Source organism: Enterobacter cloacae complex sp. IR5402 (assembly GCF_049238125.1).
GTDB classification, from domain to species: domain Bacteria; phylum Pseudomonadota; class Gammaproteobacteria; order Enterobacterales; family Enterobacteriaceae; genus Enterobacter; species Enterobacter hormaechei_C.
Genome location: NZ_JBMKHO010000005.1, coordinates 254,637 through 279,692, shown reverse-complemented (window position 1 = coordinate 279,692; position 25,056 = coordinate 254,637). Strand labels below are relative to the sequence as shown.

Genomic DNA, 25,056 nt, shown 5'->3' with positions numbered 1-25,056 from the left:
AAGAATAACGGCAATGCGCCGCCCATTTCAAGGTTAAATTTTCACCAGGCTATTGCCCGAGCATAAAAAACCCGCCGAAGCGGGTCTCTCAATCAGATAAACGCAAACGCATCGCCAAACAGACGATCTTCCCGCGCGTCACGCTCGTTGCAGAACAGGTCGCGGGCAATTTTTGCCATTTCAAAGCGACCGGCAATGTAGATATCGTGCCCGGCCAGCGTCCCGTGATCCTGCAATACCGCAGTCAGCACCGTACCGCTGCGCCCGCGCCAGCCCTCTTCCGGCTGCTCGACAACCGGCTCAATGCGCAGGTTTGGATGATTTACGCTCAGCGCCTCCAGCTCAGACAGATCGTAAAGGTGCTTCTCTTCACGGCCGCCCCAGTAGATGGTGATATCGCGATTTGGATTACGCGCCAGCGCCGTCAGCAGAATAGAGCGGACATAGGAGAAGCCCGTGCCACCGGCAATCAGGATCAGCGGACGGTCTTCGTCTTCACGCAGCCAGGCCTCGCCATGAGGAATATCGACCACGATTTCACGCTCTTTCAGGATGCGGTCCATCACGGCCATCGCGTACAGGTTAAGCTCAGACGCACCAATATGCAGCTCAATAAATTCCTTCTCTGCTGGCGTTGAGGCCATAGAGAAAGGACGCTTATCACGCTCGTCCATCACGACCATCAGGTACTGACCGGCACGGAATGAGAATGCCGCTTCAGGAACCAAACGGACGCGATATACGGTGTCGGTAATAGCATCTACCGACGTCACTTTACAGCTTAAGGTTGTCATTCGCTCTCTCTGTCGGGAAGTCTATAGGGCTAAACGGTCTTATTCTGCCTTACCGTTATTCATTATGGCCAGCTCGTCCCAGATCGCGTCAATTCGCGCGGTCACGGCAGGATCTTTTTCGATCGGGCGACCCCATTCACGGTCGGTTTCGCCAGGCCATTTGTTCGTGGCATCCAGTCCCATTTTTGAGCCAAGTCCGGAAACCGGCGAGGCAAAATCCAGGTAATCAATCGGCGTGTTTTCCACTAACACCGTATCACGCGCCGGATCCATACGCGTGGTGATGGCCCAGATAACGTCATTCCAGTCGCGGGCATTGACGTCATCATCGCAGACAATCACAAACTTGGTATACATAAACTGGCGCAGGAAAGACCATACGCCCATCATCACGCGCTTAGCGTGACCGGCATACTGCTTCTTCATCGTCACCACCGCCAGGCGATACGAACACCCTTCCGGCGGCAGATAAAAATCAACGATTTCCGGGAACTGCTTTTGCAGGATCGGCACGAACACTTCGTTCAGCGCCACGCCCAGTACCGCCGGTTCGTCGGGTGGACGGCCGGTATAGGTGGAGTGATAGATGGCATCTTCACGCTGGGTAATGTGGGTGACGGTGAACACCGGAAAGTTATCCACTTCGTTGTAATAGCCGGTGTGGTCGCCGTACGGCCCTTCGGGTGCCAGCTCGCCCTGTTCAATGTAACCTTCCAGCACAATCTCTGCGCTGGCCGGTACTTCCAGGTCATTGGAGATGCACTTCACCACTTCGGTTTTGGTGCCGCGCAGCAGCCCTGCAAAGGCATATTCAGACAGCGTATCAGGAACAGGCGTCACCGCGCCCAGGATGGTTGCCGGATCGGCACCCAGCGCGACGGAAACCGGGAAGCGTTCGCCCGGATGGGCCGCGCACCACTCCTGGAAATCCAGCGCCCCGCCGCGATGGGACAACCAGCGCATGATGAGCTTGTTTTTGCCAATCAGCTGCTGGCGGTAAATGCCGAGGTTTTGACGCTCTTTATGCGGCCCACGCGTCACGGTGAGGCCCCAGGTGATCAGCGGTGCGGCATCTTCAGGCCAGCACTGCATGATGGGAATATTGGTCAGATCCACCGCATCGCCTTCCAGCACTTTTTGCTGGCACGGCGCACCGCGCAGGCGTTTGGTGGGCATATTCAACACCTGCTTAAACTGCGGCAGTTTGTCGAACAGGTCGCGGAACCCTTTTGGCGGCTCCGGCTCTTTCAGAAAGGCCAGCAGTTTGCCCACTTCACGTAACGCCGTGACATCTTCCTGCCCCATCCCCAGCGCCACGCGGCGAGGTGTGCCAAACAGGTTGCACAGCACCGGCATGGTGTAGCCTTTTGGGTTTTCAAACAGCAACGCCGGGCCGCCCGCGCGCAGGGTGCGGTCAGCGATTTCTGTCATTTCCAGATACGGATCAACAGGAAGCGTAATGCGTTTGAGTTCGCCCTGCTTTTCCAGCAGCGCCAGGAAGTCGCGTAGATCGTGGTATTTCATGCAGTTAATCATGGCCTCTCTGTAAGCGCTTCATTATACGGCGTAAGACCGCGTGATGCTGTAATTTTGTTAAATTAGCGTGAACTTCCACGACTTACTCTCTTTTTCGCCATTATAATCACCTTAGCGATCCCGCCAGGGTTTTGGTATGCTTGCGCCCCGAACAATGGGAAGAGTGATTATGCAGGCCTGGTATTTACTGTATTGCAAACGCGGGCAACTTCAGCGCGCGCAGGAACATCTTGAACGTCAGTCTGTTAACTGCCTGACACCCGTGATCACGCTTGAAAAAATGCAGCGTGGAAGACGCACGACCGTCAGTGAGCCTCTGTTCCCGAATTACCTGTTCGTCGAATTCGACCCCGAAGTGATCCACACCACGACGATCAGCGCCACGCGCGGCGTCAGCCATTTTGTGCGTTTTGGCGCCCATCCGGCAAGAGTACCGTCATCGGTTATTCATCAGCTTTCTGTCTACCAGCAGCCTGAAGATATTACCGATCCGGAAACCCCTTATGCCGGCGACAGCGTGGTGATCACCGAAGGCGCCTTTGAAGGCTTACAGGCCATCTTCGCTGAGCCGGACGGTGAAGCGCGCTCCATGCTGCTGCTCAACCTGCTGAACAAAGAGGTGTTGCAGAGCGTGAAAAACACCGATTTCCGCAAAGTTTAGAACTGCACGCCGAACAGACGACGCACGTTATCATCGGTTTGTGCTGCCAGCCACTGCGCATCTTCTCCCAGCCAGTGCGCCACTCGCTCAGCAATATGCCCCAGGTAGGCCGGTTCATTACGTCGTGATGGCGGTTTGGGCTGCATATCCCGGGGCAACAGATACGGCGCATCCGTTTCCAGCAGCAAACGATCGGCCGGGATAACGGGTAACAGCTCACGCAGTTCCAGCCCACGACGCTCATCGCAGACCCAGCCCGTGATACCCAAATAAAGCCCGCGGTTCAGGCAATCCAGCGCTTCCTGACGGGAGCCCGTAAAGCAGTGCAACACCGCGCCCGGCAGTTTCTCCAGCCAGGGTTCCAGTAGCGCCATAAAACGTTCATGCGCATCGCGACAGTGCATAAACACCGGCATCTCCAGCTCTGCTGCCAGCGCGAGCTGGGCGGTAAATGCCTTCTCCTGCTCTTCAGGCGTCGAGAAGTTACGGTTGAAATCAAGCCCGCATTCGCCAATGGCAACCACTTCTGGCGTTTGTGCCAGACGATGAAGCGCCTCAGCGCTTTCATGCGTCCACTGGCTGCTGTCATGAGGATGCACGCCTGCGGTGGACCAGCAGTGTTGATAGCGTTGCGCCATCTGCCGTGCCTGCTCACTCTCATGCAGATTCGTTCCCGTCAGTAGCAGCCCACCCACGCCGGCGGCAAAGGCGCGCGCCACCACCTCATCGTGGTCTTTCGCAAACTGGGAGCTAGTGAGGTTAAGCCCGATATCAAACATACGTGTCCCCATATGACAACCGCCCTGACGGGCGGTTGGTTTTATTCTTTAGTGGTCTCTTCAGACGGCTCGTCTTCTTCGTCCCGGGTACGCCCCTTTCCGACGTAGAAACGAGCGAAGAATACGCCGACTTCAAACAGGCAGTACATCGGTATCGCCAGTAAGGTTTGCGAGAAGACGTCCGGTGGCGTTAACAGCATACCTACAACAAATGCCCCCACCAGGATGTACGGGCGCTTCTTACGCAGATCGTCAGGCGTGGTCACCCCTACCCAGCAGAGCAGGACAATCGCTACGGGCACCTCGAAGGCGACACCAAAGGCCATAAACAGCGCCATCACGAAGCTGAGGTAGCTGGCGATGTCCGTCGACACCTGCACCCCTTCTGGCGCGGTATGCGTCAGGAAGCCAAAGGCCAGCGGGAAGACAACGAAGTAGGCGAACGCCATGCCGATATAAAACAGCAGCGAACTGGACACCAGCAGCGGAATAACCAGCTTGCGTTCATGCCTGTACAGCGCGGGCGCCACAAATGCCCAGACCTGATACAAAATGACCGGTGCAGATGCAATCAACGATACCCAGAAGGTCAGCTTGATGGGGGTAAAGAACGGTGAAGCAACGTCCGTTGCAATCATCGTCGCGCCCAGCGGCATCTGTTTAATCAGCGGCGCGGAAACCACCTGATAGATATCGTTGGCGAAATAGACCAGACATAAAAAAATGAGGAAAACCGCAATAATGCAGTTTAACAGGCGCTTACGCAGCTCAATGAGGTGCGCAATCAGCGGTTGAGTATCATCTACTGCCATGTTTACGCTTTATCACTCGACGAGGGGGATGATTCGGAAACGGGCGCGGCGGGTTTTACCTCAGCCGTTTTGACCACGGGCTCTTCCGGCGGCACCTGCTTTTTCACTTCGGGCTCCTGCGGCGATTGCTCTGGCGAAGCAGCCTGATGCTCCGCGCTGGAAGGCGTTACACCCTCGCGCTGCTCTTCGCTACCCTTCACCACCGGATTGTGGATGGTGTTTGCTTCATCGCTCGCCTTCTCAGGATCGTTAATGCTGTAAGAGCGCTTCATGGATTCAGCCGCTTCGCGTAACTCATCCATTGATGCTTTCAGCTCCGGCGTCAGGTTATCCATGCTCGCCTTTTCAACCTTTTTCAGGCTGTCCTGAAATTCCTGAAGCTTCAGCTCCTGCGCCAGCTCGTTCTGCACGGTAGTTGCCAGCGAGCGAAGTGCCCGCACCCAGCCCACGACGGTTTTCACCGCAACGGGTAAACGCTGCGGCCCCAACACAATCAGACCAATCACAAAGACCAGCAGTAACTCACCAAAACCAATGTCGAACACGAATTACACCTGCTCTTTATCGTGACGTTTAGCCTCTTCCTTTTTGGCTTCGTCCTGCTTATCGGCGATGGATTTAGCGGTAAAATCAGCATCCTGACTGGTTTTTTCCTGCTTATTCTCATCATCGCTCATGGCTTTCTTGAAGCCTTTGATTGACGCGCCCAGGTCGGAACCAATCGATCCGAGTTTTTTCGTGCCAAACAGCAGCACAACGATGACGGCAATGATCACTAACTGCCAGATACTGATACCACCCATGCGTGTTCCCCAGTGATAGATGATTAATTAGTCAGATCGCATTATACGTATGCAATCTCTCGATAGCGACGCTAATTCAGCGCGTTTTTCGCCAGCCAGCAAGCCAGACAACCACACCGGCAGCCATAATCCAGGCTGGCATCATTTCCCAGTCCGGACGATTGATCAACAGCAACGTGCCGCTTATCAGCAGCGTCGCGCCAATTCCGAAGAGATAGCGGGACTGCCCCTGACGCACGCGACTGGATTGAAGCTCGTGCGCGATTTTATCCATGCTGTGCTGAAGGTTCTTGCTCTGACGCAAACTGTCGTAAACCAGTTCAGGAATTTCAGGCATTTTTTCAATCCAGAACGGGCCTTTCTCTTTAAGCGAGCGAACCAGGGCTGGAATACCGACCTGATCCTTAATCCAGGATTCGAGGAACGGTTTCGCGGTTTTCCACAAGTCTAACTGAGGATAGAGCTGGCGGCCTACGCCCTCAACGTAAAGTAATGTTTTCTGAAGTAAAACTAATTGTGGCTGCACTTCCATATTGAAACGGCGTGCGGTGTTGAACAGGTTGAGAAGGACGTGTCCGAAAGAGATCTCCGAGAGCGGCTTTTCAAAAATCGGCTCACAGACGGTGCGGATCGCAAATTCAAACTCTTCCACGTTGGTATCTGGCGGAACCCAGCCTGAATCCACGTGCAGCTCGGCCACCTTACGGTAGTCGCGATTGAAGAAAGCGATAAAGTTCTCGGCGAGATAACGCTTATCCTCTTTATTCAGCGAGCCGACAATACCGCAGTCGATGCCGATGTATTTAGGATCTTCCGGGTGCTCATAGCTGACAAAAATGTTGCCCGGATGCATGTCAGCATGGAAGAAGCTGTCGCGGAAAACCTGAGTAAAGAAGACCTGCACGCCACGTTCGGCCAGCAACTTCATGTTGGTGCCCTGTTTTTCCAGCGCCGTCACGTCCGAGACCGGAATACCGTAGATACGTTCCATCACCATCATGTTCTGACTGCAATAGTCAGAATAGACTTCAGGAACATACAGCATCGGGCTGTCTTCAAAGTTTCGACGCAGCTGAATGGCGTTCGCCGATTCACGCAGCAGGTTAAGCTCATCAATCAGCGTTTTTTCGTATTCCCGTACCACTTCCAGCGGACGCAGACGGCGGCCATCCGGCAACAGACGCGGCACCCAGCGAGCCAGGCGATAAATCAGCTTCATGTCTGCTTTGATAACCGGCAGGATATCCGGACGAATCACTTTAATGACCACCTCTTTGCCATTTTCCTTCAGGCGCGCAGTATGAACCTGCGCAATAGAGGCAGAGGCCAGAGGCTGAATATCGAAATCATCAAACCAGGTCTCGATGGGGATATTGCCCATCGCTTCTTCGATTTGTTTCTTCGCTCTCTCTCCGTCAAACGGAGCGACGCGATCCTGCAATAGTGCGAGCTGATCGGCAATCTGCGGTGGAAAAAGGTCGCGACGTGTTGAGAGCATCTGCCCAAACTTGATCCAGACCGGTCCCAGCTCCTGCAACGCAAGACGCAGGCGTGCGCCCAGCTCCTGATCCTTATGGCGATTCGGCATCCAGAACAGCGTGCGACGCCAAAGCCGAAGCGGCAGAGTGATACGCATTCTGGGGATAAGCTCGTCGAGCCCGTAGCTCAAAAAGGTGCGAACGATAAAATAGAGGCGCCGAATTTCACCAGGCGTCATTTGCCCTCCAGTTTTTCCAGCCGTTTGGTTAACGCATCAACTGCGCGCTCAACTGCCGCGGTCTCTTCTGCAAACCAGGCGACTTCTAAAGGCCCCGGCGCCATACGCCACTCTTCGGTCAGCACCTCGGCAGCATAGCGCTGTTGACGGAGCAGACCTTTACGCAGGAAAGCGGAACCCGTGCGCAGCGTTTTGCTTATCCCTTCAGCCGCGATGTCGCCGATATAGGGCGCCAGCAGTTCCGCCGGGTCGAATTCAGCCTGATCGCTGAGTGCAACGAAGTTCTGTACCACCTGAATATCGCCTTCGACCTCCAGCTCACCGCTGCGAATAAGCGCCGTCATCTGCTGACGGTCACGCAGTTTTGGTAAGACGCTCATGTGCGTAATTACCGAGCAATCAGCTTCGCCTTCCCACTCCCCCAGAACGTCAAGCTGACGTTCGCTGAAGACCAGCACAAGCGGCGTCGAGAACTCCTTTAACACGATGCGCAGCACCTTTCCGTTAAGCCGCTGACGTGCGGTTTTCAGCGCCGGAGCGCGATACAGAAAGGCATTCAGTACATTCTCGATGCCTGCGGTGACTAAGGGTTTAATGGGCACGGGAAACCTCCACTCAGAACTTGTAACCACGATGCAGCGCGACGACACCCGCCGTCATATTGAAGTATTCCACGTTTTCAAACTCGGCATCCTGCATCATCGCTTTCAGCGTGTCCTGATCCGGGTGCATTCGGATGGATTCGGCCAGATAACGGTAACTTTCTGCATCGTTTGCCACCAGCTCGCCGATGCGCGGCAGAACGTGGAAGGAATAGGCATCGTAAGCTTTGCTCAGCGGGTCGATAATCGGTTTAGAAAACTCGAGAACCAGCAGTCGGCCGCCCGGCTTCAGCACGCGGTACATGGAGCGCAGCGCTTTATCTTTATCGGTCACGTTACGCAGACCGAAAGAGATGGTGATGCAGTCGAACGTATTATCCGGGAACGGCAGCGCTTCGGCGTTGGCCTGAACATATTCAACGTTGCCTACCACGCCGATGTTACGCAGCTTTTCGCGTCCCATTTTCAGCATGGAGTCGTTGATATCCGCCAGCACCACGCGGCCGGTTTCGCCAACCAGACGGGAGAATTTAGCGGTCAGATCCCCTGTGCCTCCGGCTAAATCCAGCACCGTTTGTCCACGGCGCACGCCGCTGCAATCAATAGTGAAGCGTTTCCACAAGCGATGAATGCCGAATGACATCAAATCATTCATCACATCGTACTTCGCCGCCACGGAATGAAATACGTGGGCCACCATGTCAGCTTTCTGCGCTTTGGCGACAGTCTGAAAGCCAAAGTGCGTTGTGTCTTGTGAATCGTCAACCATCTCAGAGCCTGCTAATCAGTCAAATGTTCGTGAAGTGTAACAGATTGGGCGCATTTGCCCTACGTTTCAACCACCGTGAAAGAAACGTGCCGGCTGCGCTTCGGGGGATAAACTCGCCGCTAAACCGTTGTCTTCATTGCGGCTATTTTGCTCACCGTCGCCTTCACGCAGACGAAACTCTTCGTCCTGAGCGGTAGCCTGCTCCACCAGTTCCGGATTAATCTCGCGTTTAACTTCCACCCCCAGGCTGCGAAACGCCTCCGCCTGCGCCAGCAAATTGCCACGCCCGGAGGAGAGTTTTTTCATCGCCTGTCGGTAGTTATCCTGCGCGCGATCCAGGCTTTGCCCCACCGAGGACATATCGTCCACAAACAGCCGCATTTTGTCGTACAGCTTGCTGGCGCGATCGGCAATCTGCTGCGCGTTACGGCTTTGGTGCTCATAGCGCCACAGGTTGGCAATGGTACGTAACGCCACCAGTAGCGTGGTGGGGCTGACCAGCATAATGTTATTTTTCAGCGCTTCGGTGATCAGTTCGGGCTGTCTGTCGAGCGCCAGCAGGAAGGCTGGCTCAACCGGAATGAACATCAGCACATAATCCAGCGATCGCAGCCCCGGCAACTGCTGATAATCTTTTCTGCCCAGCAGACGGATATGGTTACGCACGGAGGCGATGTGCTCCTGCAACGCTGTTTCGCGGGTGTAGTCATCTTCCGCGTTGAAGTAGCGCTCATAGGCCACCAGCGTCATTTTGGCGTCGATAACCACATCTTTGCCCTGTGGCAGACGAACAATGACATCCGGCTGCATCCGCGAGCGCGCATCGTTTTCAATGCTGACCTGCGTTTCGTATTCGTATCCTTCGCGCAGGCCAGAGGCCTCCAGCACGCGCGTCATGACCACTTCGCCCCAGTTTCCCTGCGCTTTGTTATCACCTTTCAGTGCGCGCGTCAGGTTAACCGCCTCCTGCGCCATCTGCGCATTCAGCTGCTGGAGATTACGAATTTCATGCGCCAGCGTGTGGCGCTCGCGGGCCTCCTGACCAAAGCTGTCCTGTACCTGACGTCGAAAGCCGTCCAACTGCTCACGCAGGGGCGTCAGCAGGCTGTTCAGGCTCTGACGGTTCTGCTCATCCACGCGGCGATTGCTGTGCTCAAAAATGCGGTTCGCGAGGTTCTCAAACTGCTCGCTAAGACGCTGCTCGCTGTTGATCATCTGACGGATTTTGTCTTCGGCGTGCAGTTGGGTGGACTCAAGGCGGGTGGTCACTTCCCGGAGATCGGCCTCCAGCGAGGTGTTAATGTCGCGCAGATTGCGCAGTTCGTTATTGAGCAGTTCACACTCATCGCGCCAGTGGTCACTCAGCGCAAGCTGTTGTTTCGTCGCGCTGAGTTCGGCGACGATCTCTTCGCGCTCTGCCAGCTGTTCGGCTTTCTGCTGCGCATGCTGGTAGCCGGAAATGAGCCAGCCAATCCCCACGCTCACCAGCGCAACTACCGCATAAACCAGGATTGAGATATCCACAATGCCCCCTGCATCCACGTCTAACCCGCACAAAATAGAATTGTGCTGTATGAACGTCCAGTTTGAAAGGGTTTTCCTGCGAGGCGTTACGCAAAAAGAAAAGGCCGAGCATGTCGGCCTTTTAGCACTGAAGAGAGAATTAGATCAGGCGGCGCGCCGCTTCAACCACGATTTTCACCGCATGGCTTTCAGTCTGCTTCATGGTTTCAGCGTTCGGGATCTCCTGTTGGGTACGGTTGACGATAACGCCCGCCACCATACCGGCACGCAGACCCTGGCTCGCGCACATGGTCAGCAGCGTCGCAGATTCCATTTCGTAGTTCATGACGCCCATCGACTGCCACTCTTCCATGGAGCCTTTGAAACGGCTCACCACGCGACCAGAGAAGGTGTCGTAACGCTCCTGGCCCGGGTAGAAGGTATCGGAAGAGGCAGTTACGCCCACGTGGGTGGTGGCGCCCACGGATTTCGCGGCTTCAACCAGCGCGGTGGTGCATTCGAAATCAGCCACTGCCGGGAATTCCATCGGTGCAAAGTGCAGGCTTGCCCCGTCCAGACGCACGGATGCGGTGGTAACCAGCACGTCGCCCACGTTGATGTGCGGCTGAATGGCGCCTGTGGTGCCGATGCGCAGGAAAGTACGAATGCCCAGCTGCGCCAGCTCTTCAACGGCGATAGAGGTAGACGGGCCACCAATACCGGTAGAGCACACGATCACCGCTTTACCGTCCAGCTCTGCGCGCCAGGTGGTGAATTCGCGATGCGCTGCCAGCTTAACCGGCTTATCCATCAGCGCGGCGATCTTTTCCACACGCTCTGGATCGCCAGGGACGATAGCAAGCGTAGCCCCTTGTAAATCGTTTTTAGTGAGGCCGAGATGAAAAACATCAGACTTAGACATAGGTGACTCCTCTGTGGGTCGGTTTGTCAGAAGAAGTAAAACGGTACTTTACAGAAGCAATGTGCATTATTTCGTGACACACCTCACCATGAATGAAAATGATTGCAGCTAATTTCCATAAAACAGTGATTCACATCACATTAACAAGTTATATCGCCGGGTGCTGCACAAAAGATAGACGCTATAAGGCACTGTGGGTTGTTAACCTGGTGTCTATATTTATCTTTGCGCTAATCCATTCATTGGTACGGAGAATGCCATGACTGAAAAAATCGGTTTTGCACCTGCTGCGGCCCCGCACGCTTCAACCATCGTCTCAACCCCTGAAGAAGCCATTACCGCAGGCGAGACCTCCATTCCCTCCCAGGGAGAGAACATGCCAGCGTACCACGCGCGGCCAAAATCTGCCGATGGCCCGCTGCCCATCGTGATCGTGGTGCAGGAAATATTTGGCGTTCATGAACATATTCGCGACCTCTGCCGCCGTCTGGCGCTGGAAGGTTACCTGGCCGTTGCGCCGGAACTCTATTTCCGTCAGGGCGATCCGAATGATTACAGCGACATCCCGACGCTGTTCAGCAACCTGGTCAGCAAAGTGCCGGACGCGCAGGTACTGGCCGATCTCGACCACGTTGCCAGTTGGGCGGCGCGCAACGGTGGCGACCCGCACCGTCTGATGGTGACCGGCTTCTGTTGGGGTGGACGCATTAGCTGGCTGTATGCCGCGCACAATCCGCAGTTGAAAGCGGCCGTGGCCTGGTACGGCAAACTGGTGGGCGAAAAGACGCTGAACTCGCCGAAACATCCGGTTGATATCGCCACCGATTTAAATGCCCCGGTGCTAGGGCTGTATGGCGGTCAGGATACCGGCATTCCGCTTGATACCGTCGAGACCATGCGCCACGCGCTGCGGGCGGCAAACGCGAAGGCCGAAATCGTGGTGTACCCGGATGCGGGACACGCGTTTAATGCCGATTATCGTCCGAGCTATCACGCGGAATCCGCGAAAGATGGCTGGCAGAGAATGCTGGCGTGGTTCAGCCAGTACGGCGGGAAGAAAGCGTAATACCAAAAGCCCGGTGGCGGCTACGCCAACCGGGCAATCCAGCACCACTACGCCTGACGCAAATTCTGCGCCGCCTGCACCATGTTCGCCAGCGCCGCGCGGGTTTCAGGCCAGCCACGGGTTTTCAGGCCGCAATCCGGGTTTACCCACAGACGTTCCGCCGGGATGCGCTGGGCCGCTTTTTGCAGCAGCGATTCAATCCACTCCACGCTTGGCACGTTAGGGGAGTGAATGTCATACACGCCCGGCCCGATTTCGTTCGGGTAGTCGAACTCTTCGAACGACTCCAGCAGCTCCATGTCTGAACGCGAGGTCTCGATGGTGATCACATCGGCGTCGAGCGCGGCAATGGAGTCCATGATGTCGTTAAATTCGCAGTAACACATGTGGGTGTGGATCTGCGTGTCGTCCTTCGCGACGGCCGCGTTGAGGCGGAAAGCCTCCACGCCCCACTGTAAGTAAGCATCCCAGTCGCTGCGACGCAGCGGCAACCCTTCACGCAGCGCCGGTTCGTCGATCTGAATGATGCCAATCCCCGCCGCTTCCAGATCTGCCACTTCATCACGCAGCGCCAGGGCGATCTGTTTGGCGATGGTTTCCCGGGATACATCTTCACGCGGGAACGACCAGCAGAGAATGGTCACCGGCCCCGTCAGCATGCCTTTTACCGGTTTGTCGGTCAGAGACTGGGCATACTTCGCCCACTCCACGGTGATCGCTTCCGGGCGGCTGACGTCGCCGATCACCACCGGCGGCTTCACGCAGCGGGAGCCGTAGCTTTGCACCCAGCCGTTCTGGGTAAAAACGAAGCCGTCCAGGTGTTCACCGAAGTATTCCACCATATCGTTACGCTCGGCCTCGCCGTGCACCAGCACGTCCAGACCCAGACGTTCCTGCTCGACGATCGCCTGTTTGATGTGTTCCGCAATGCCGGTGCGGTAGTGATTCGCATCCAGATTGCCCTTTTTGAAGTCCAGGCGCAGGCCGCGGATCTCGGTAGTCTGCGGGAAGGAGCCGATGGTTGTGGTCGGCCACGCGGGCAGGTTAAAGCGCGCACGCTGGGCTTCGGCGCGCACTTCATACGGGCTCTGGCGCTGGCTGTCCCGGGCGGTGATGGCCGCCAGACGTTTTTCCACCACAGGGTTATGCACGCGCGTCGAGTGACGGCGCGCCTGGATCGGAGCGCTCCAGTCGGTAATCGCTGCCGTGTCGCCGCTGTTTAGCGCGTCGCGCAGCAGAGCCAGCTCCTCACACTTTTGCAGAGCAAAGGCAAACCAGCTTTTCACCTCAGGGTCGAGTCGGGTCTCCACGCTCAGGTCGATCGGGCTGTGCAGCAGGGAACAGGAAGAGGCTACCCACAATTCACGTTTACCGACAATGTCCTTAATTTGTGCATATTTCTCGGTGAGATCGGCACGCCAGACGTTACGACCATTCACCAGACCGGCAGAGAGCAGCCACTCCGCAGGCAGACGCTTGTGCAACTCTGCCACATCGTCTTTGCCGTGAACGAGATCAACATGCAGACCCTGAACCGGCAGCGCAGTAATGGTGTCGAGGTTAGGCGTTACGCCCTCGAAATAGGTGGTCAGCAGCAGCTTCACCTGGCCCGTGAGCGCGTCATACGCCGGTTTGAAGGCATCCAGCCACGCCTGCGGCAGCTCAAGCACCAGCGCCGGTTCATCGATTTGCACCCACTGAATACCGCGCTTACCCAGCTCAATCAGCACCTGCTTATAAACCGGCAGAATATCGTTCAGCAGGCTGAGGCGGTCGAACTGCTCACCTTTCACTTTGCCCAGCCACAGGTAGGTGACCGGCCCCAGCAGCACGGGTTTCACCTGGTGACCCAGCGCCAGCGCTTCGTCCACTTCATCCAGAAGCTGGGTCCAGGTCAGTTTGAACTGCTGGCCCTTAACGAACTCCGGCACCATATAGTGATAGTTGGTGTTAAACCACTTGGTCATTTCCGCCGCTGCCGCTGGCTCACCCGTTGGCGCGCGGCCACGGCCGATGCGGAACAGGGTATCGATATCCACCGATCCATCGTTGTTCTGATGACGAGCCGGCACGTTGCCAAGCAGCAGGCTGGTGGTCAGAACATGGTCGTACCAGGCGAAATCGCCCACCGGCAGCAGGTCTACGCCCGCCTGTTTTTGCTGATCCCAGTGACGCGCGCGCAGCTCGCGTCCCACCGCCAGCAGTTCTTCGCGGGTGGCGTTACCCGCCCAGTAGCTTTCTTGCGCTTTTTTCAGCTCGCGACGCAGACCAACGCGAGGGAAACCGAGAGTGTGAGTGCGGATTGTCATGGCATACCCCTTGTAGAAATTCGTTATTTAGACGTCCAGATGTTTACACTTCTATAATTGGCAGGTACTGTATATTCCTCAAGCGCAAAATGTTCATGCCGAAGTGAAGGACTTTCATGATCGAGATTAAACACCTGAAAACGCTACAAGCGTTGCGGAACTGCGGTTCTCTTGCGGCGGCAGCGGCCACGCTGCACCAGACTCAGTCTGCCCTTTCTCACCAGTTCAGCGATCTGGAACAACGCCTCGGCTTTCGTCTTTTTGTGCGTAAGAGCCAGCCTTTGCGCTTTACGCCGCAGGGCGAAATTTTGCTTCAGCTGGCGAACCAGGTGCTGCCGCAGATTGCCAGCGCGTTGCAGTCCTGCAACGAGCCGCAGCAGACCACCCTGCGCATCGCCATTGAGTGTCACAGCTGTATTCAGTGGCTGACCCCCGCGCTTGAGAACTTCCGCCAGAAGTGGCCGCAGGTGGAGATGGACTTCAAATCCGGCGTCACGTTTGATCCGCAGCCGTCGCTTCAGCAGGGTGAGCTGGATCTGGTGATGACCTCAGATATTCTGCCACGCAGCGGTCTGCACTATTTGCCAATGTTTGATTTTGAGGTGCGTCTGGTGCTGGCCCCGGACCATCCGCTGGCCGCCAAAACGCGTATCACGCCGGAAGATCTGGCAACGGAGACGCTGCTGATTTACCCGGTACAGCGCAGTCGTCTGGATATCTGGCGCCATTTCCTGCAACCCGCAGGCATCAGCCCACAGCTGAAAAGCGTGGATAACACGCTGCTGTTAATTCAGATGGTGGCGGCCAGAATGGGAATTGCGGCGCTGCCGCACTGGGTGGTCGAGACGGTTGAACGCCAGGGTCTGGTGGTCACCAAAACCCTGGGTGAAGGACTGTGGAGCCGGCTGTACGCCGCCGTGCGCGATGGCGAGCAACGTCAGCCAATTACGGAAGCGTTTATTCGCTCAGCGCGGAACCACGCGTGCGACCATCTTCCGTTTGTGCGGAGCGCGGAGCGACCCAGCGGCGATGTACCCACAGCGAAGCCAGGATCACCGTTCCCCCAATAAGGAAACTCGGCCAGTGCGGCTGCTCCTGCCAGATGGCGAGGTTCACCAGTAGCCCTGCCGGCACGTGCACGTTGTTCATGATCCCCAGCGTTCCGGCGTCTACCTGCGTCGCGCCGTAGTTCCACATAAAATAGCCCAGCCCCGAGGCCACCACGCCCAGCCAGACCAGAACGCTCCACTGCACGGGGGTGGTCGGCAGCTTTTGCGGGTTGCCGAGCATAAACCATGCCGCAATCGCGACAATCGCCGCGCCCATATAGAACCACGCAAACGCGTTATGCTGCGGCATCGGGCGGGTCTCCATCAGGCGTTTGTAACCCACCATCCCGATGGCAAAGCTGATATTAGCGAGCTGGACGAACATCAGCCCGGTCCAGAAGTGATCGCTTACCTTGTCATAGCGAATAATCGCCGCGCCAATGACTGCCAGCGCAGCGCTCAGCAGATATCCCCAGCGCAGGCGGCGCCTGCTGAGCAAGTCATAAATCAGCGTGATGTAGAGCGGCGTCAGCACGGTGAAGAGCAGAAATTCCGAGACGGACAGGTAAACGTAGGCCCGGAAGCTGAACAGGTACATGATGCCGAGCTGCATCGCGCCTACCAGCATGTACAGCAGAATAGTTTTTAGCGACTGCCCGCGGGTACGCAGGAACGGCAGGAACACCAGCGCCGCCAGCCCCACGCGCATCAGCACCGAAAAGTAGCTGTCGACCGATCCGGCAAGGTATTCGCCAATCAGACTAAAGGAGAAGGCCCACAGGATAGTCGTGATAATGAGTAGCGCCACAATGCTTGTCTCTCAGAAAGAAGGAGAGGCATTGTAGCGAACTCTTTAGTTGACATCTGAATAATAAACAATCAAATGAAGATTATTCAAGGAACAGTTTGCGCAGATACTTAGGTACCGCGTTGTCTGCGTTCGTGCCAATCACTTCCAGCTCCGGGTGCAGATCTTTCAGGCGCTGGTGCGCGTTCTGCATGATGCAGCCTTTACCCGCCATGGAGAGCATCTCGGCATCGTTCATGCCATCGCCAAAGGCGATACAGTCTTTCAGATCAAAACCCAGCCGTTTCGCGACCGCTTCCAGCGCGTGACCTTTGGACACCCCGCCCGCCATCACTTCCAGACAGGTCAGCGTGGAGAAGCTCACGTTCACGCGGTCGCCCCAGCGGGCGTTGATCGCCTGCTCCAGCGGCAGTAACTCCTCATGATTTACACAGGTGAAGAACACCTTACTGATCCCTTCCGGCTCCAGCAGACCCGGCTCGTACAGTGAGTACTGGAATACGGCTTCCTTGAAGAAGCGCATCTCTTCCGGGCGATGGCGGTTCATAAACCACTCGTCGTCGCGGTAAACGTTAGTCACGATATCCGGGTTGTTATGCACAATGCCGAACAAATCGGTGGCGATGTCACGATCGAGATTATGGGTAAAAATCAGGTTGCCGTCCGTGTCATGTACGCGCGCACCGTTAGAGGTGATCATGTACGACTTGATCTCCAGGTTATCGCGGATCTGCCCCACGTCCACGTGGTGGCGACCGGTGGCGAACACGAAGTTCACGCCACGGGCAGTCAGGAGTTTTAGGGTCTCTTTCGCATAAGGCGACAGGGTGTGGTCGGGGGAAAGCAGCGTGCCATCTAAATCAGATGCAACAACCTGGTACATAGGGATTTCAACCTCTGGTGGAAAACAATAATCAGTTATGCCTGTTGAAAAATTCAACAATGGCGTTGAGCGCGACTGAGCGCATAGCGTCCTTTTCAAAAAGGATCTCATGGTACGCACCGTTGATGACCAGCGGTTTACCCCCTTCACAGGGATGGCCCGCAGCGGCGCGAAGTTCACAATAGCGGTCATGCATGCGGTTATCCACCACACGCTCTTCTTCCGCCTGGATCAGGAGCGTCGGCGTGTCATCATCGCCTACGCCTGCCAGCACCTGTTCACCGGCATGAATACCTTCCCGCACCCAGTGCCAGGTGGGGCCGCCGACCCGCAGACGCGGTTCATCGGCATAAAAACGCAGGTTGCGCCGATAACGCTGCCGACTGTGGGTTAACACGTTGATGGCAAACGGTAACGCCCGCCAGCGTCCTGTTCCGATGGCATAGCCTTCTCGAATGCGCTGATGGCCCTCAGCCCAGTCGAGAAGATGGCGCACCATCCAGTCAGGAAAACGTATCACAATGCCGTACATCGGCGCGGTCAGCGCAATGGCGTCGCACTGGTGCTTATGGCGCTGCAAAAACAACGTCGAGATCGCGCCCCCCATGGAGTGGGCAAGAATATAACGCTTGCGCCACGGTCCGGGCTGCACTTCCTGCTGCCAGAACGCGGCCAGATCGTCGACGTAATCGCTGAAGTTATCCACGTGGCCGCGATGGGTATCCGGTAACATCCGGCCAGAAAGCCCCTGCCCGCGATGGTCGATAATTAACACATCAAAGCCCAGATGGAACAGGTCATACGCCAGCTCGGCATATTTGATATAGCTTTCGATGCGCCCGGGGCAGACCACAATCACCCGGTCATTTTTTTCATCACGGAAACGAACGAAGCGTACCGGGATTTCCCCGACGCCCATAAACTCATCTTCCTCACGCTGGCGCCAGAAATCGGTCAGCGGCCCCATGGAGAAAGCAGCAAATGCGTTTTCTCGTGTTTCCCAGTCCTTTTTCTGCTGAAACATTGGGTTTCCACCCCCCGTAATTCAGGGAATATCGTTTTTTTCGTCACCGGTCACAAAATGACTCAACAATAGCGTATTGTGGCATAAAAACAGACGATCCGGGAGTTTCAAATGACCTTCGAGTGGTGGTTCGCCTACCTGCTGACATCCATCATCCTCAGCCTTTCACCTGGCTCGGGCGCAATCAACACCATGACCACCTCCCTTAATCACGGCTATCGCGGCGCGGTGGCGTCAATCGCCGGTTTACAGACCGGGCTTGGCATTCATATTGTGCTGGTGGGGATTGGTCTGGGCACGCTGTTCTCCCGTTCGGTGCTGGCCTTCGAGGTGCTGAAATGGGCTGGCGCAGCGTATCTTATCTGGCTGGGTATTCAGCAGTGGCGCGCCGCAGGCTCGATTGATCTGCATACGCTCTCCCGGACGCAAACACGCGGCCACCTGTTTAAGCGCGCGGTGTTCGTTAACCTGACCAACCCGAAAAGCATCGTGTTCCTCGCCGCCCTGTTCCCGCAGTTTATCGTGCCGCATCAGCCACAGGTGATGCAGTACGTGGTGCTGGGCGCAACCACCATTATTGTCGATATCATTGTGATGATTGGTTACGCGACGCTGGCGCAGCGAATTGCGGCGTGGATCAAAGGGCCTAAGCAGATGAAGGCCCTGAACAAAGTCTTTGGTTCGCTGTTTATGCTGGTTGGCGCGCTGCTTGCGTCAGCGCGTCATGCTTAGCGAGAAATGATGAGATGAATGCCGAAGCCGGCGAACAACGCGCCGGCGAAGCCGTCGATCCACTTCGCGATGCGCTGGTAGCCGCGACGCATCGCCGGTAAGGCAAACAGGCTTGCCACAACGGTAAACCAGGCGAACGTTTCCACAACGATCAGCAGGAAGATCCCCCAGCGCGCGCCCGCGCCGACGTTATCCCCCACAAACAGCGAGAATACCGAGCCGAAGTAAATAATTGCTTTCGGGTTCGCCAGGTTGGTCAGCAGCCCTTTCACAAAGCTACGGCCGCCCGTTGCCAGCTCAACCTTTGGCTCTTCCGGCTTGTTCTCTTCTTTCTTCAGCGCCCCGCGCAGCATCTGGTAGCCCATCCAGCACAGGTACAGACCGCCGCCAACCATAATGATGTTATGCAGCCACGCCATTTTCGCCAGGATCAGGTTCAGACCGAGCAGCGCAACCGCCGCCCAGACCATGACGCCCATGGTAATACCGAGCACACCCATCATCGCCTCTTTGCGGGAGCGGCTGACGGCCGTTTGCGACACGAAGAAAAAATCAGGGCCTGGGCTCATCAGCGCAACGATGTGCACTAACGCCACGGTGAGAAATAGCATTAACATAATTAGCTCGCGGGGAAATAATACAGTGAGTCACCATCCTGGCACTTTTTCGCCCGGCTGACTACTCCTCATCATCACCATCAGCGTGGGAACGGATGAGCGCCATAAACTCTTTACCGAAGCGCTCCAGCTTACGCGTGCCGACGCCGTTGACGCTGAGCATCTCGCTGGCGCTGAGCGGCATTTGCTCGGCCATCTCGATCAGCGTCGCGTCGTTGAACACCACGTATGGCGGGATGTTCTCTTCATCGGCAATAGCTTTACGCAGCTTACGCAGCTTGGCGAACAGCTTGCGGTCGTAGTTACCGCCGTAGGATTTTTGCATCACGCGCGGCTTCAGGGCGACGACGCGCGGAACGGCGAGCTTCAGTTCAACCTCGCCACGCAGGACAGGTCGCGCCGCTTCGGTCAGCTGAAGCGCAGAATGCTGGGCAATATTTTGCGTGGCAAAGCCGAGGTGGATCAGCTGGCGGATAATACTCACCCAGTGCTCATGGCTCTGGTCTTTCCCGATGCCGTAAACCGGTAGCTTGTCGTGACCCATATCGCGGATACGCTGGTTGTTAGCCCCGCGCAGCACTTCAACGACGTAGCCCATCCCAAAGCGCTGGTTCACGCGTCCGATAGTCGAGAGCGCTTTGCGCGCGTCCATCAGGCCATCGTACTGCTTCGGCGGGTCGAGGCAGATATCGCAGTTGCCGCACGGCGCCTGACGCCCTTCACCAAAGTAGTTGAGCAGCACCAGACGGCGGCAGGTTTGCGCTTCGGCGAAGGCCCCCATCGCGTTAAGCTTGTGGCGTTCGATATCCTGCAACTGCCCCTGCGGTTTCTCTTCCAGACAGCGGCGCAGCCACGCCATATCCGCCGGGTCGTAAAACAGCATCGCTTCCGCAGGCAGGCCGTCACGCCCGGCGCGGCCGGTCTCCTGATAGTAGGATTCGATATTGCGCGGAATGTCGAAATGCACCACAAAGCGCACGTTGGGCTTATTGATCCCCATCCCGAACGCCACCGTTGCGACCACGATTTGCAGGTCGTCGCGCTGGAATTTTTCCTGCACGTCGGCGCGGATGTGGTTCTCTAACCCGGCATGGTATGCCGCCGCGCTAAAGCCGCGATTTTGCAGACGCGCAGCGGTGTCTTCCACCTTTGCGCGGCTGTTGCAGTAGATGATGCCGGACTTGCCGCGCTGCTCCTGCACGTAGCGCAGGAGCTGATCCAGCGGCTTGAACTTTTCCATCAGCATATAGCGGATGTTCGGGCGGTCGAAGCTGCTGACCTGAATATACGGGTCGTTCAGTCCCAGCAGGCGAACGATGTCCTGACGCGTGGTGTCGTCCGCCGTGGCGGTAAGCGCCATAAACGGCAGCTCGGGGAAGCGCTGACGAAGCTGGCCGAGGGCGGCGTATTCCGGGCGGAAATCGTGTCCCCACTGGGAGATACAGTGCGCTTCATCCACCGCCAGCAGCACCGGGTTCCAGTGCGCCAGGTGGTCGAGGAAGTTGTCCAGCATCAGGCGCTCTGGCGCGATATACAGCAGGCGAACCTGTCCGGTGCGGCACCCGGCCATCACCTCTTGCTGCTGCTCGCGAGTTTGCGTTGAGTTAAGACAGGCCGCCGCCACGCCGTTGGCGAGCAGCTGGTCGACCTGGTCTTTCATCAGGGAAATAAGGGGTGATACCACAACCGTCAGGCCATTAAGCACCAGCGCGGGTACCTGATAGCAGAGCGATTTACCGCCGCCGGTCGGCATGACCACCAGGCAATCGCGGCCTTCCAGCACGGTTTCAATGATGGTTTCCTGGCCAGGACGGAACTGCTGGTAGCCAAAGGTTTCATGCAAAACCTGTTTAGCCAGCGATTCCTGATTCAATACTTCCGCCTGCGCCACGTTAACCCCATATGCCAGAAATGAAACAGGCGCTATTTTCAGCGCCTGAGAGAGAAACTTCAACGTTTAACGCAAAAACATTCGAGCAGCTTAGAAAATATCGTTCAGCATGACGCCCACACCGACGCGGGTCTGGTTGAAGTTGTAGTCGATCAGCGATTCGCCATACCCGCTATACACCTGAGTATAGAGACGAACGTGTTTCGTTACCGGGTAGCTCAGGCCCAGCTCTGCACCGCCGTAGCCGGTATTCCAGTTGTACTGGCCTTTGGCACTTAGCACCGCGTCACCCAGCTGATAGCCCACTTTAAGCTGATAGTAGCCCATATATTTGGTGATATCCGGGTTGTCATCGGTGCTGCCTACTACGTACCACGGCTTCACTTCCACCATGAAATTGCCGTTCTGCGCCATCAGACGCGTATAGATGCGGTTCCAGCTGCGTGAGGTTGGGTCGGAACGACCGTTGGAATCGTGGTTATAGCCCACCTCCACGTCTCGCAGCGTCCAGCCTGCAAACTCATAATCGGTGGCGAAACCGAGGAACAGCTGCGGTTCATAGTTGGTTTCGCGGAACGGTGATGATTCCCCGCTGTTGGAGAGCTGCCACCATGACTTCTGCGTGTAGGACGCGCCAAGTACCGAGTTCGGCCCCAGGATGCCGCGCCAGAACGGGAAGGCGAGGCTGAGCTGGAACTTCACCTCATCTTTACGCGCATTATCAGACCAGTTATAGGAGCTTATCGCCTCTTTGTTGAGATCGCTGGTCTGGGTGTAGATCACGTAGTTTGTGTCATACGGGTACAGCGTGAACGGATTGTCATGCTCCTGAAGCATATTGGCGATGATGCTACCCTTAACGGCAGGTTTATCATGCACCTCTTTGATCGTCGCTTCCTGCGCATATGCTGTGAGGGGCAGCGCAACCGCCGCCAGTAACCAACCCAGATACGTCCGCATCGGTGGTGTTCTCCTGAAATGGTGACATTTAATGAATAGTTTTGTCCGGGCATTCTACAGACTTCTGCGATAACTTCCGCTTCCTCGTTTCTTAAAGTGGCATTCCTTTATCCTGAAGCATAAAATCAACATTTTGTTAACAACAAGGATGCCACGTCAGATGTCAGCCACACTCACCGCCGAAGAAACCTTAAAGCTCGTGGGCGAGATTTTTGTGTACCACATGCCGTTCAACCGTGCACTGGGTCTTGAGCTGGAGCGATACGAAAAAGACTTCGCTCAGCTGAGTTTCAATAATCAGCCAATGATGGTCGGTAACTGGGCGCAAAGCATTTTGCACGGCGGGGTAATTGCCTCCGCGCTGGACGTGGCGGCCGGTCTGGTGTGCGTGGGCAGCACGCTGACGCGCCACGACACCATCAACGAAGATGAATTACGCCAGCGCCTGTCGCGCATGGGCACCATCGATTTACGCGTCGACTACCTGCGCCCAGGACGCGGAAACCGCTTCACCTGTACCAGCAGCCTGCTGCGCGCCGGGAATAAAGTTGCCGTCGCCCGCGTTGAGCTGCATAACGAGGAGCAGGTTTATATCGCCAGCGCAACCGCCACTTATATGGTGGGTTGAGACGGCAAATTCGGGTAAAATTACTTCACTTTTTTGTAACGGATTTTCCCGATGGATGCTAAACAGACGCGGCAGGGCGTTTTACTCGCCCTTGCCGCTTATTTTATTTGGGGTATAGCACCGGCGTACTTCAAACTTATTGCCTATGTTCCGGCGGACGAGATCCTCACTCACCGCGTCATCTGGTCGTTTTTCTTCATGATTGCGCTGATGAGTATCAGCCGTCAGTGGTCAGGCGTCAAAACGCTGCTGAAAACCCCGAAGAAGGTCTTCCTGCTCGCCCTCTCTGCGGTGCTGATTGGCGGAAACTGGCTGCTGTTTATCTGGGCGGTGAATAACCATCACATGCTCGAAGCCAGCCTGGGCTACTTTATTAACCCGCTGGTCAATATTTTGCTGGGGATGATTTTCCTCGGCGAGCGCTTTCGCCGGATGCAGTGGGTGGCAGTGATTCTGGCCTTCTGCGGCGTGCTGGTACAGCTGTGGACCTTCGGCTCACTGCCGGTTATCGCCCTGGGGCTGGCGTTCAGCTTTGCCTTCTACGGCCTGGTGCGTAAAAAAATCGCCGTGGAAGCGCAGACGGGAATGCTGTTTGAAACCCTGTGGCTGCTGCCTGTCGCCGCGATCTACCTGTTCGGTATTGCCGACAGCGCCACCAGCCACATGGGCAGCAACCCATGTTCGCTGAACCTGATGCTGATAGCCGCGGGCGTGGTCACGACGATTCCCCTGCTGTGCTTCACCGGCGCGGCAACGCGTCTGCGCCTCTCCACGTTGGGCTTCTTCCAGTACATTGGCCCGACGCTGATGTTCCTGCTGGCGGTGGTGTTTTACGGCGAGGTGCCGGGTGCGGATAAGATGGTGACGTTCGCCTTTATCTGGGTGGCGCTGGCCATCTTTGTTGCGGATGCGATTTATACCCAGCGCAGGGTGCGCAAAGGGCTGTGATGTTGCCCTCACCCTAACCCTCTCCCACAGGGAGAGGGAATTCGATCGTAGGGCGGGTAAGCGCAGCGCCACCCGCCAGATTTTTACAGCCAGTTCTTCCGCTTAAAGTACAGATACGGCGCCAGCCCGGCGAGGATCATAAAGATAATCGCCCCCGGGTAGCCAAAGCTCCACTTCAGCTCCGGCATAAACTCGAAGTTCATCCCGTAGCTGGACGCCACCAGCGTCGGCGGCAGGAACACCACGGACACCACCGAGAAGATCTTGATGATGCGGTTCTGCTCGATGTTGATAAAGCCCATCGCCGCCTGCATCAGGAAGTTGACCTTCTGGAACAGGGATTCGTTGTGCGGCAGCAGGGATTCGATATCGCGTAAGATCTCACGCGCCTGCTCCAGCTGACCGCCCGGCAGACGCGCCTTGCGCACCAGGAAGTTCAGCGCGCGCTGGGTATCCATCAGACACAAACGCACCTTCCAGCCGATATCTTCCAGCTCAGCCAGCGTGGACAACGCTTCGTCGTACTCATCGCCCTGATGGCCTTCCATGATCACGCGGCTCAGCTTTTCCAGGTCGCTGTAGATGTTTTCGATTTCATCCGCCAGCTGTTCGATTTTGGTTTCGAACAGATCCAGCAGCAGCTCATAAGCGTTGCCGTCCATCATCGCCTGGCTGCGGGCGCGCATACGGTAGAGACGAAACGCAGGCAGTTCGCGCTCGCGCAGGGTGAACAGGCGGCCATCGCGGATGGTAAACGCCACGGTGGAGTTCCCCGCGTGGTCTTCGGCATCCTCGAAAAAGAAGAAGGAGTGAATGTGCAGGCCGTCTTCGTCTTCAAAAAAACGGGCGGATGCTTCGATGTCTTCCAGTTCCGGGCGTGTCGCCAGGCTTTGCCCCAGTTCAGATTGTACGCGAAGGCGCTCATCGTCGTCCGGCTCGACCAGATCCACCCATACGGCATCAATGAGGGGCTGTGACTCTTCGGCTTCAAGCCGAGTCAGTCGGTTATTTTCGAGTTGAAATGCGCTCAACATGACCGGGACTCCCAATGCAAAAAATATCGGACAGTTCGGTGGGCACACAGAAACAAATTGGGTTTCAGACCATTAAACAGCCTGACTCAGCGCGACGGGAATGATGCAGTCGCTGACAACCACTAAGGCCATCAGCAAGAGGAGATAGCCTTAGGAGTTGTTCCTGGATGACAGGGAATTGAGCCAGTATCTACTGGGTGTGTCCAAGG

Annotated in this window: 26 protein-coding genes; 6 read left to right on the top strand and 20 right to left on the bottom strand. The window is 56.4% G+C overall.

Annotation, left to right across the window (positions count from 1 at the left end):
• Nucleotides 1-92: 92 nt before the first annotated feature.
• Together fre and ubiD are read right to left on the bottom strand one after the other, a co-directional pair.
• Nucleotides 93-794, bottom strand: a complete 702-nt coding sequence (gene fre / locus ACOTXL_RS11790; protein ID WP_003860778.1) for an NAD(P)H-flavin reductase — start codon at nucleotides 792-794, stop codon at nucleotides 93-95.
• 39 nt (nucleotides 795-833) lie between these two features.
• Nucleotides 834-2,330 carry a 4-hydroxy-3-polyprenylbenzoate decarboxylase gene (gene ubiD, locus ACOTXL_RS11785; RefSeq protein ID WP_032608225.1) on the bottom strand — a complete coding sequence of 499 codons (1,497 nt, stop codon included), beginning with the start codon at nucleotides 2,328-2,330 and terminating at the stop codon, nucleotides 834-836.
• Nucleotides 2,331-2,499: 169 nt separating this feature from the next.
• Between ubiD and rfaH the strand changes: the two genes are divergently transcribed.
• A complete protein-coding gene (rfaH, locus tag ACOTXL_RS11780; RefSeq protein ID WP_003860779.1) occupies nucleotides 2,500-2,991 on the top strand; it encodes a transcription/translation regulatory transformer protein RfaH in 492 nt (163 codons plus the stop codon).
• On the opposite strand, the gene tatD is transcribed toward rfaH, so the two are convergent.
• The 9 genes from tatD to udp all read right to left on the bottom strand — a co-directional run bounded on the left by tatD (nucleotide 2,988) and on the right by udp (nucleotide 10,898).
• Nucleotides 2,988-3,770, bottom strand: coding sequence for a 3'-5' ssDNA/RNA exonuclease TatD (gene tatD, locus ACOTXL_RS11775; protein WP_045350335.1), 783 nt, complete (start codon nucleotides 3,768-3,770; stop codon nucleotides 2,988-2,990). The two genes, rfaH and tatD, sit on opposite strands and share 4 nt — an antisense overlap.
• 41 nt (nucleotides 3,771-3,811) lie before the next feature.
• Nucleotides 3,812-4,582, bottom strand: a complete 771-nt coding sequence (tatC, locus tag ACOTXL_RS11770) for a Sec-independent protein translocase subunit TatC (protein ID WP_023315191.1) — start codon at nucleotides 4,580-4,582, stop codon at nucleotides 3,812-3,814.
• 2 nt (nucleotides 4,583-4,584) lie between these two features.
• Nucleotides 4,585-5,127 carry a Sec-independent protein translocase protein TatB gene (tatB, locus tag ACOTXL_RS11765; protein WP_003860783.1) on the bottom strand — a complete coding sequence of 181 codons (543 nt, stop codon included), beginning with the start codon at nucleotides 5,125-5,127 and terminating at the stop codon, nucleotides 4,585-4,587.
• Nucleotides 5,128-5,130: 3 nt separating this feature from the next.
• Complete coding sequence (gene tatA, locus ACOTXL_RS11760; protein WP_003860787.1) at nucleotides 5,131-5,385, bottom strand: Sec-independent protein translocase subunit TatA; 255 nt, start codon at nucleotides 5,383-5,385, stop codon at nucleotides 5,131-5,133.
• Between the two features lie 76 nt (nucleotides 5,386-5,461).
• Nucleotides 5,462-7,102: a ubiquinone biosynthesis regulatory protein kinase UbiB gene (ubiB, locus tag ACOTXL_RS11755; protein ID WP_022650180.1), complete on the bottom strand. Its 1,641-nt coding sequence runs from the start codon at nucleotides 7,100-7,102 to the stop codon at nucleotides 5,462-5,464.
• Complete coding sequence (gene ubiJ / locus ACOTXL_RS11750; RefSeq protein ID WP_003860788.1) at nucleotides 7,099-7,704, bottom strand: ubiquinone biosynthesis protein UbiJ; 606 nt, start codon at nucleotides 7,702-7,704, stop codon at nucleotides 7,099-7,101. The genes ubiB and ubiJ overlap by 4 nt, the downstream gene beginning before the upstream one ends.
• Before the next feature lie 13 nt (nucleotides 7,705-7,717).
• Nucleotides 7,718-8,473 (bottom strand): bifunctional demethylmenaquinone methyltransferase/2-methoxy-6-polyprenyl-1,4-benzoquinol methylase UbiE, encoded by a 756-nt coding sequence (ubiE, locus tag ACOTXL_RS11745; RefSeq protein ID WP_003860790.1) that lies wholly within the window; start codon nucleotides 8,471-8,473, stop codon nucleotides 7,718-7,720.
• 66 nt (nucleotides 8,474-8,539) lie between these two features.
• A complete protein-coding gene (rmuC, locus tag ACOTXL_RS11740) occupies nucleotides 8,540-9,997 on the bottom strand; it encodes a DNA recombination protein RmuC (RefSeq protein ID WP_023315189.1) in 1,458 nt (485 codons plus the stop codon).
• Between the two features lie 139 nt (nucleotides 9,998-10,136).
• Nucleotides 10,137-10,898 (bottom strand): uridine phosphorylase, encoded by a 762-nt coding sequence (udp, locus tag ACOTXL_RS11735; RefSeq protein WP_003860792.1) that lies wholly within the window; start codon nucleotides 10,896-10,898, stop codon nucleotides 10,137-10,139.
• 259 nt (nucleotides 10,899-11,157) lie between these two features.
• On the opposite strand from udp, the gene ACOTXL_RS11730 reads away from it, so the two are divergent.
• A complete protein-coding gene (locus ACOTXL_RS11730; RefSeq protein WP_023302906.1) occupies nucleotides 11,158-11,964 on the top strand; it encodes a dienelactone hydrolase family protein in 807 nt (268 codons plus the stop codon).
• A 47-nt stretch (nucleotides 11,965-12,011) separates the two neighbouring features.
• On the opposite strand, the gene metE is transcribed toward ACOTXL_RS11730, so the two are convergent.
• Entirely contained in the window at nucleotides 12,012-14,273 is a 2,262-nt protein-coding gene (gene metE / locus ACOTXL_RS11725; protein WP_023315188.1) for a 5-methyltetrahydropteroyltriglutamate--homocysteine S-methyltransferase, read from the bottom strand.
• A 116-nt stretch (nucleotides 14,274-14,389) separates the two neighbouring features.
• Between metE and metR the strand changes: the two genes are divergently transcribed.
• A complete protein-coding gene (gene metR / locus ACOTXL_RS11720) occupies nucleotides 14,390-15,343 on the top strand; it encodes an HTH-type transcriptional regulator MetR (protein WP_045350336.1) in 954 nt (317 codons plus the stop codon).
• Here metR and ACOTXL_RS11715 read toward each other — a convergent pair.
• The 3 genes from ACOTXL_RS11715 to pldB all read right to left on the bottom strand — a co-directional run bounded on the left by ACOTXL_RS11715 (nucleotide 15,231) and on the right by pldB (nucleotide 18,037).
• Complete coding sequence (locus ACOTXL_RS11715) at nucleotides 15,231-16,130, bottom strand: carboxylate/amino acid/amine transporter (RefSeq protein ID WP_003860795.1); 900 nt, start codon at nucleotides 16,128-16,130, stop codon at nucleotides 15,231-15,233. The two genes, metR and ACOTXL_RS11715, sit on opposite strands and share 113 nt — an antisense overlap.
• Nucleotides 16,131-16,212: 82 nt before the next feature.
• Nucleotides 16,213-17,013 carry a sugar/pyridoxal phosphate phosphatase YigL gene (yigL, locus tag ACOTXL_RS11710; RefSeq protein WP_003860797.1) on the bottom strand — a complete coding sequence of 267 codons (801 nt, stop codon included), beginning with the start codon at nucleotides 17,011-17,013 and terminating at the stop codon, nucleotides 16,213-16,215.
• Nucleotides 17,014-17,044: 31 nt separating this feature from the next.
• Nucleotides 17,045-18,037 (bottom strand): lysophospholipase L2, encoded by a 993-nt coding sequence (gene pldB / locus ACOTXL_RS11705; protein ID WP_015570002.1) that lies wholly within the window; start codon nucleotides 18,035-18,037, stop codon nucleotides 17,045-17,047.
• 111 nt (nucleotides 18,038-18,148) lie between these two features.
• Here pldB and rhtB point away from each other — a divergent pair, with 111 nt between their 5' ends.
• Entirely contained in the window at nucleotides 18,149-18,769 is a 621-nt protein-coding gene (rhtB, locus tag ACOTXL_RS11700; protein WP_045350337.1) for a homoserine/homoserine lactone efflux protein, read from the top strand.
• Here the strand turns inward: rhtB and rhtC are convergent.
• From rhtC to pldA, 3 genes are all read right to left on the bottom strand, one after another.
• The gene (gene rhtC, locus ACOTXL_RS11695; protein ID WP_023323988.1) at nucleotides 18,766-19,386 is read right to left on the bottom strand and encodes a threonine export protein RhtC; all 621 of its coding nucleotides are present in this window, start codon (nucleotides 19,384-19,386) and stop codon (nucleotides 18,766-18,768) included. The two genes, rhtB and rhtC, sit on opposite strands and share 4 nt — an antisense overlap.
• A 61-nt stretch (nucleotides 19,387-19,447) precedes the next feature.
• A complete protein-coding gene (recQ, locus tag ACOTXL_RS11690; RefSeq protein WP_003860800.1) occupies nucleotides 19,448-21,277 on the bottom strand; it encodes an ATP-dependent DNA helicase RecQ in 1,830 nt (609 codons plus the stop codon).
• Between the two features lie 90 nt (nucleotides 21,278-21,367).
• Nucleotides 21,368-22,237 carry a phospholipase A gene (gene pldA / locus ACOTXL_RS11685; RefSeq protein ID WP_003860803.1) on the bottom strand — a complete coding sequence of 290 codons (870 nt, stop codon included), beginning with the start codon at nucleotides 22,235-22,237 and terminating at the stop codon, nucleotides 21,368-21,370.
• 160 nt (nucleotides 22,238-22,397) lie between these two features.
• On the opposite strand from pldA, the gene yigI reads away from it, so the two are divergent.
• Together yigI and rarD are read left to right on the top strand one after the other, a co-directional pair.
• Nucleotides 22,398-22,865 (top strand): acyl-CoA thioesterase YigI, encoded by a 468-nt coding sequence (yigI, locus tag ACOTXL_RS11680; protein ID WP_006812366.1) that lies wholly within the window; start codon nucleotides 22,398-22,400, stop codon nucleotides 22,863-22,865.
• Between the two features lie 51 nt (nucleotides 22,866-22,916).
• Nucleotides 22,917-23,813: an EamA family transporter RarD gene (gene rarD, locus ACOTXL_RS11675; protein ID WP_045350338.1), complete on the top strand. Its 897-nt coding sequence runs from the start codon at nucleotides 22,917-22,919 to the stop codon at nucleotides 23,811-23,813.
• Between the two features lie 83 nt (nucleotides 23,814-23,896).
• Here the strand turns inward: rarD and corA are convergent, their stop codons facing one another.
• The gene (gene corA, locus ACOTXL_RS11670) at nucleotides 23,897-24,847 is read right to left on the bottom strand and encodes a magnesium/cobalt transporter CorA (protein WP_003860807.1); all 951 of its coding nucleotides are present in this window, start codon (nucleotides 24,845-24,847) and stop codon (nucleotides 23,897-23,899) included.
• Between the two features lie 150 nt (nucleotides 24,848-24,997).
• Entirely contained in the window at nucleotides 24,998-25,054 is a 57-nt protein-coding gene (gene ysgD / locus ACOTXL_RS11665; protein ID WP_212743980.1) for a YsgD/CorL family protein, read from the bottom strand.
• Between the last annotated feature and the right edge of the window lie 2 nt (nucleotides 25,055-25,056).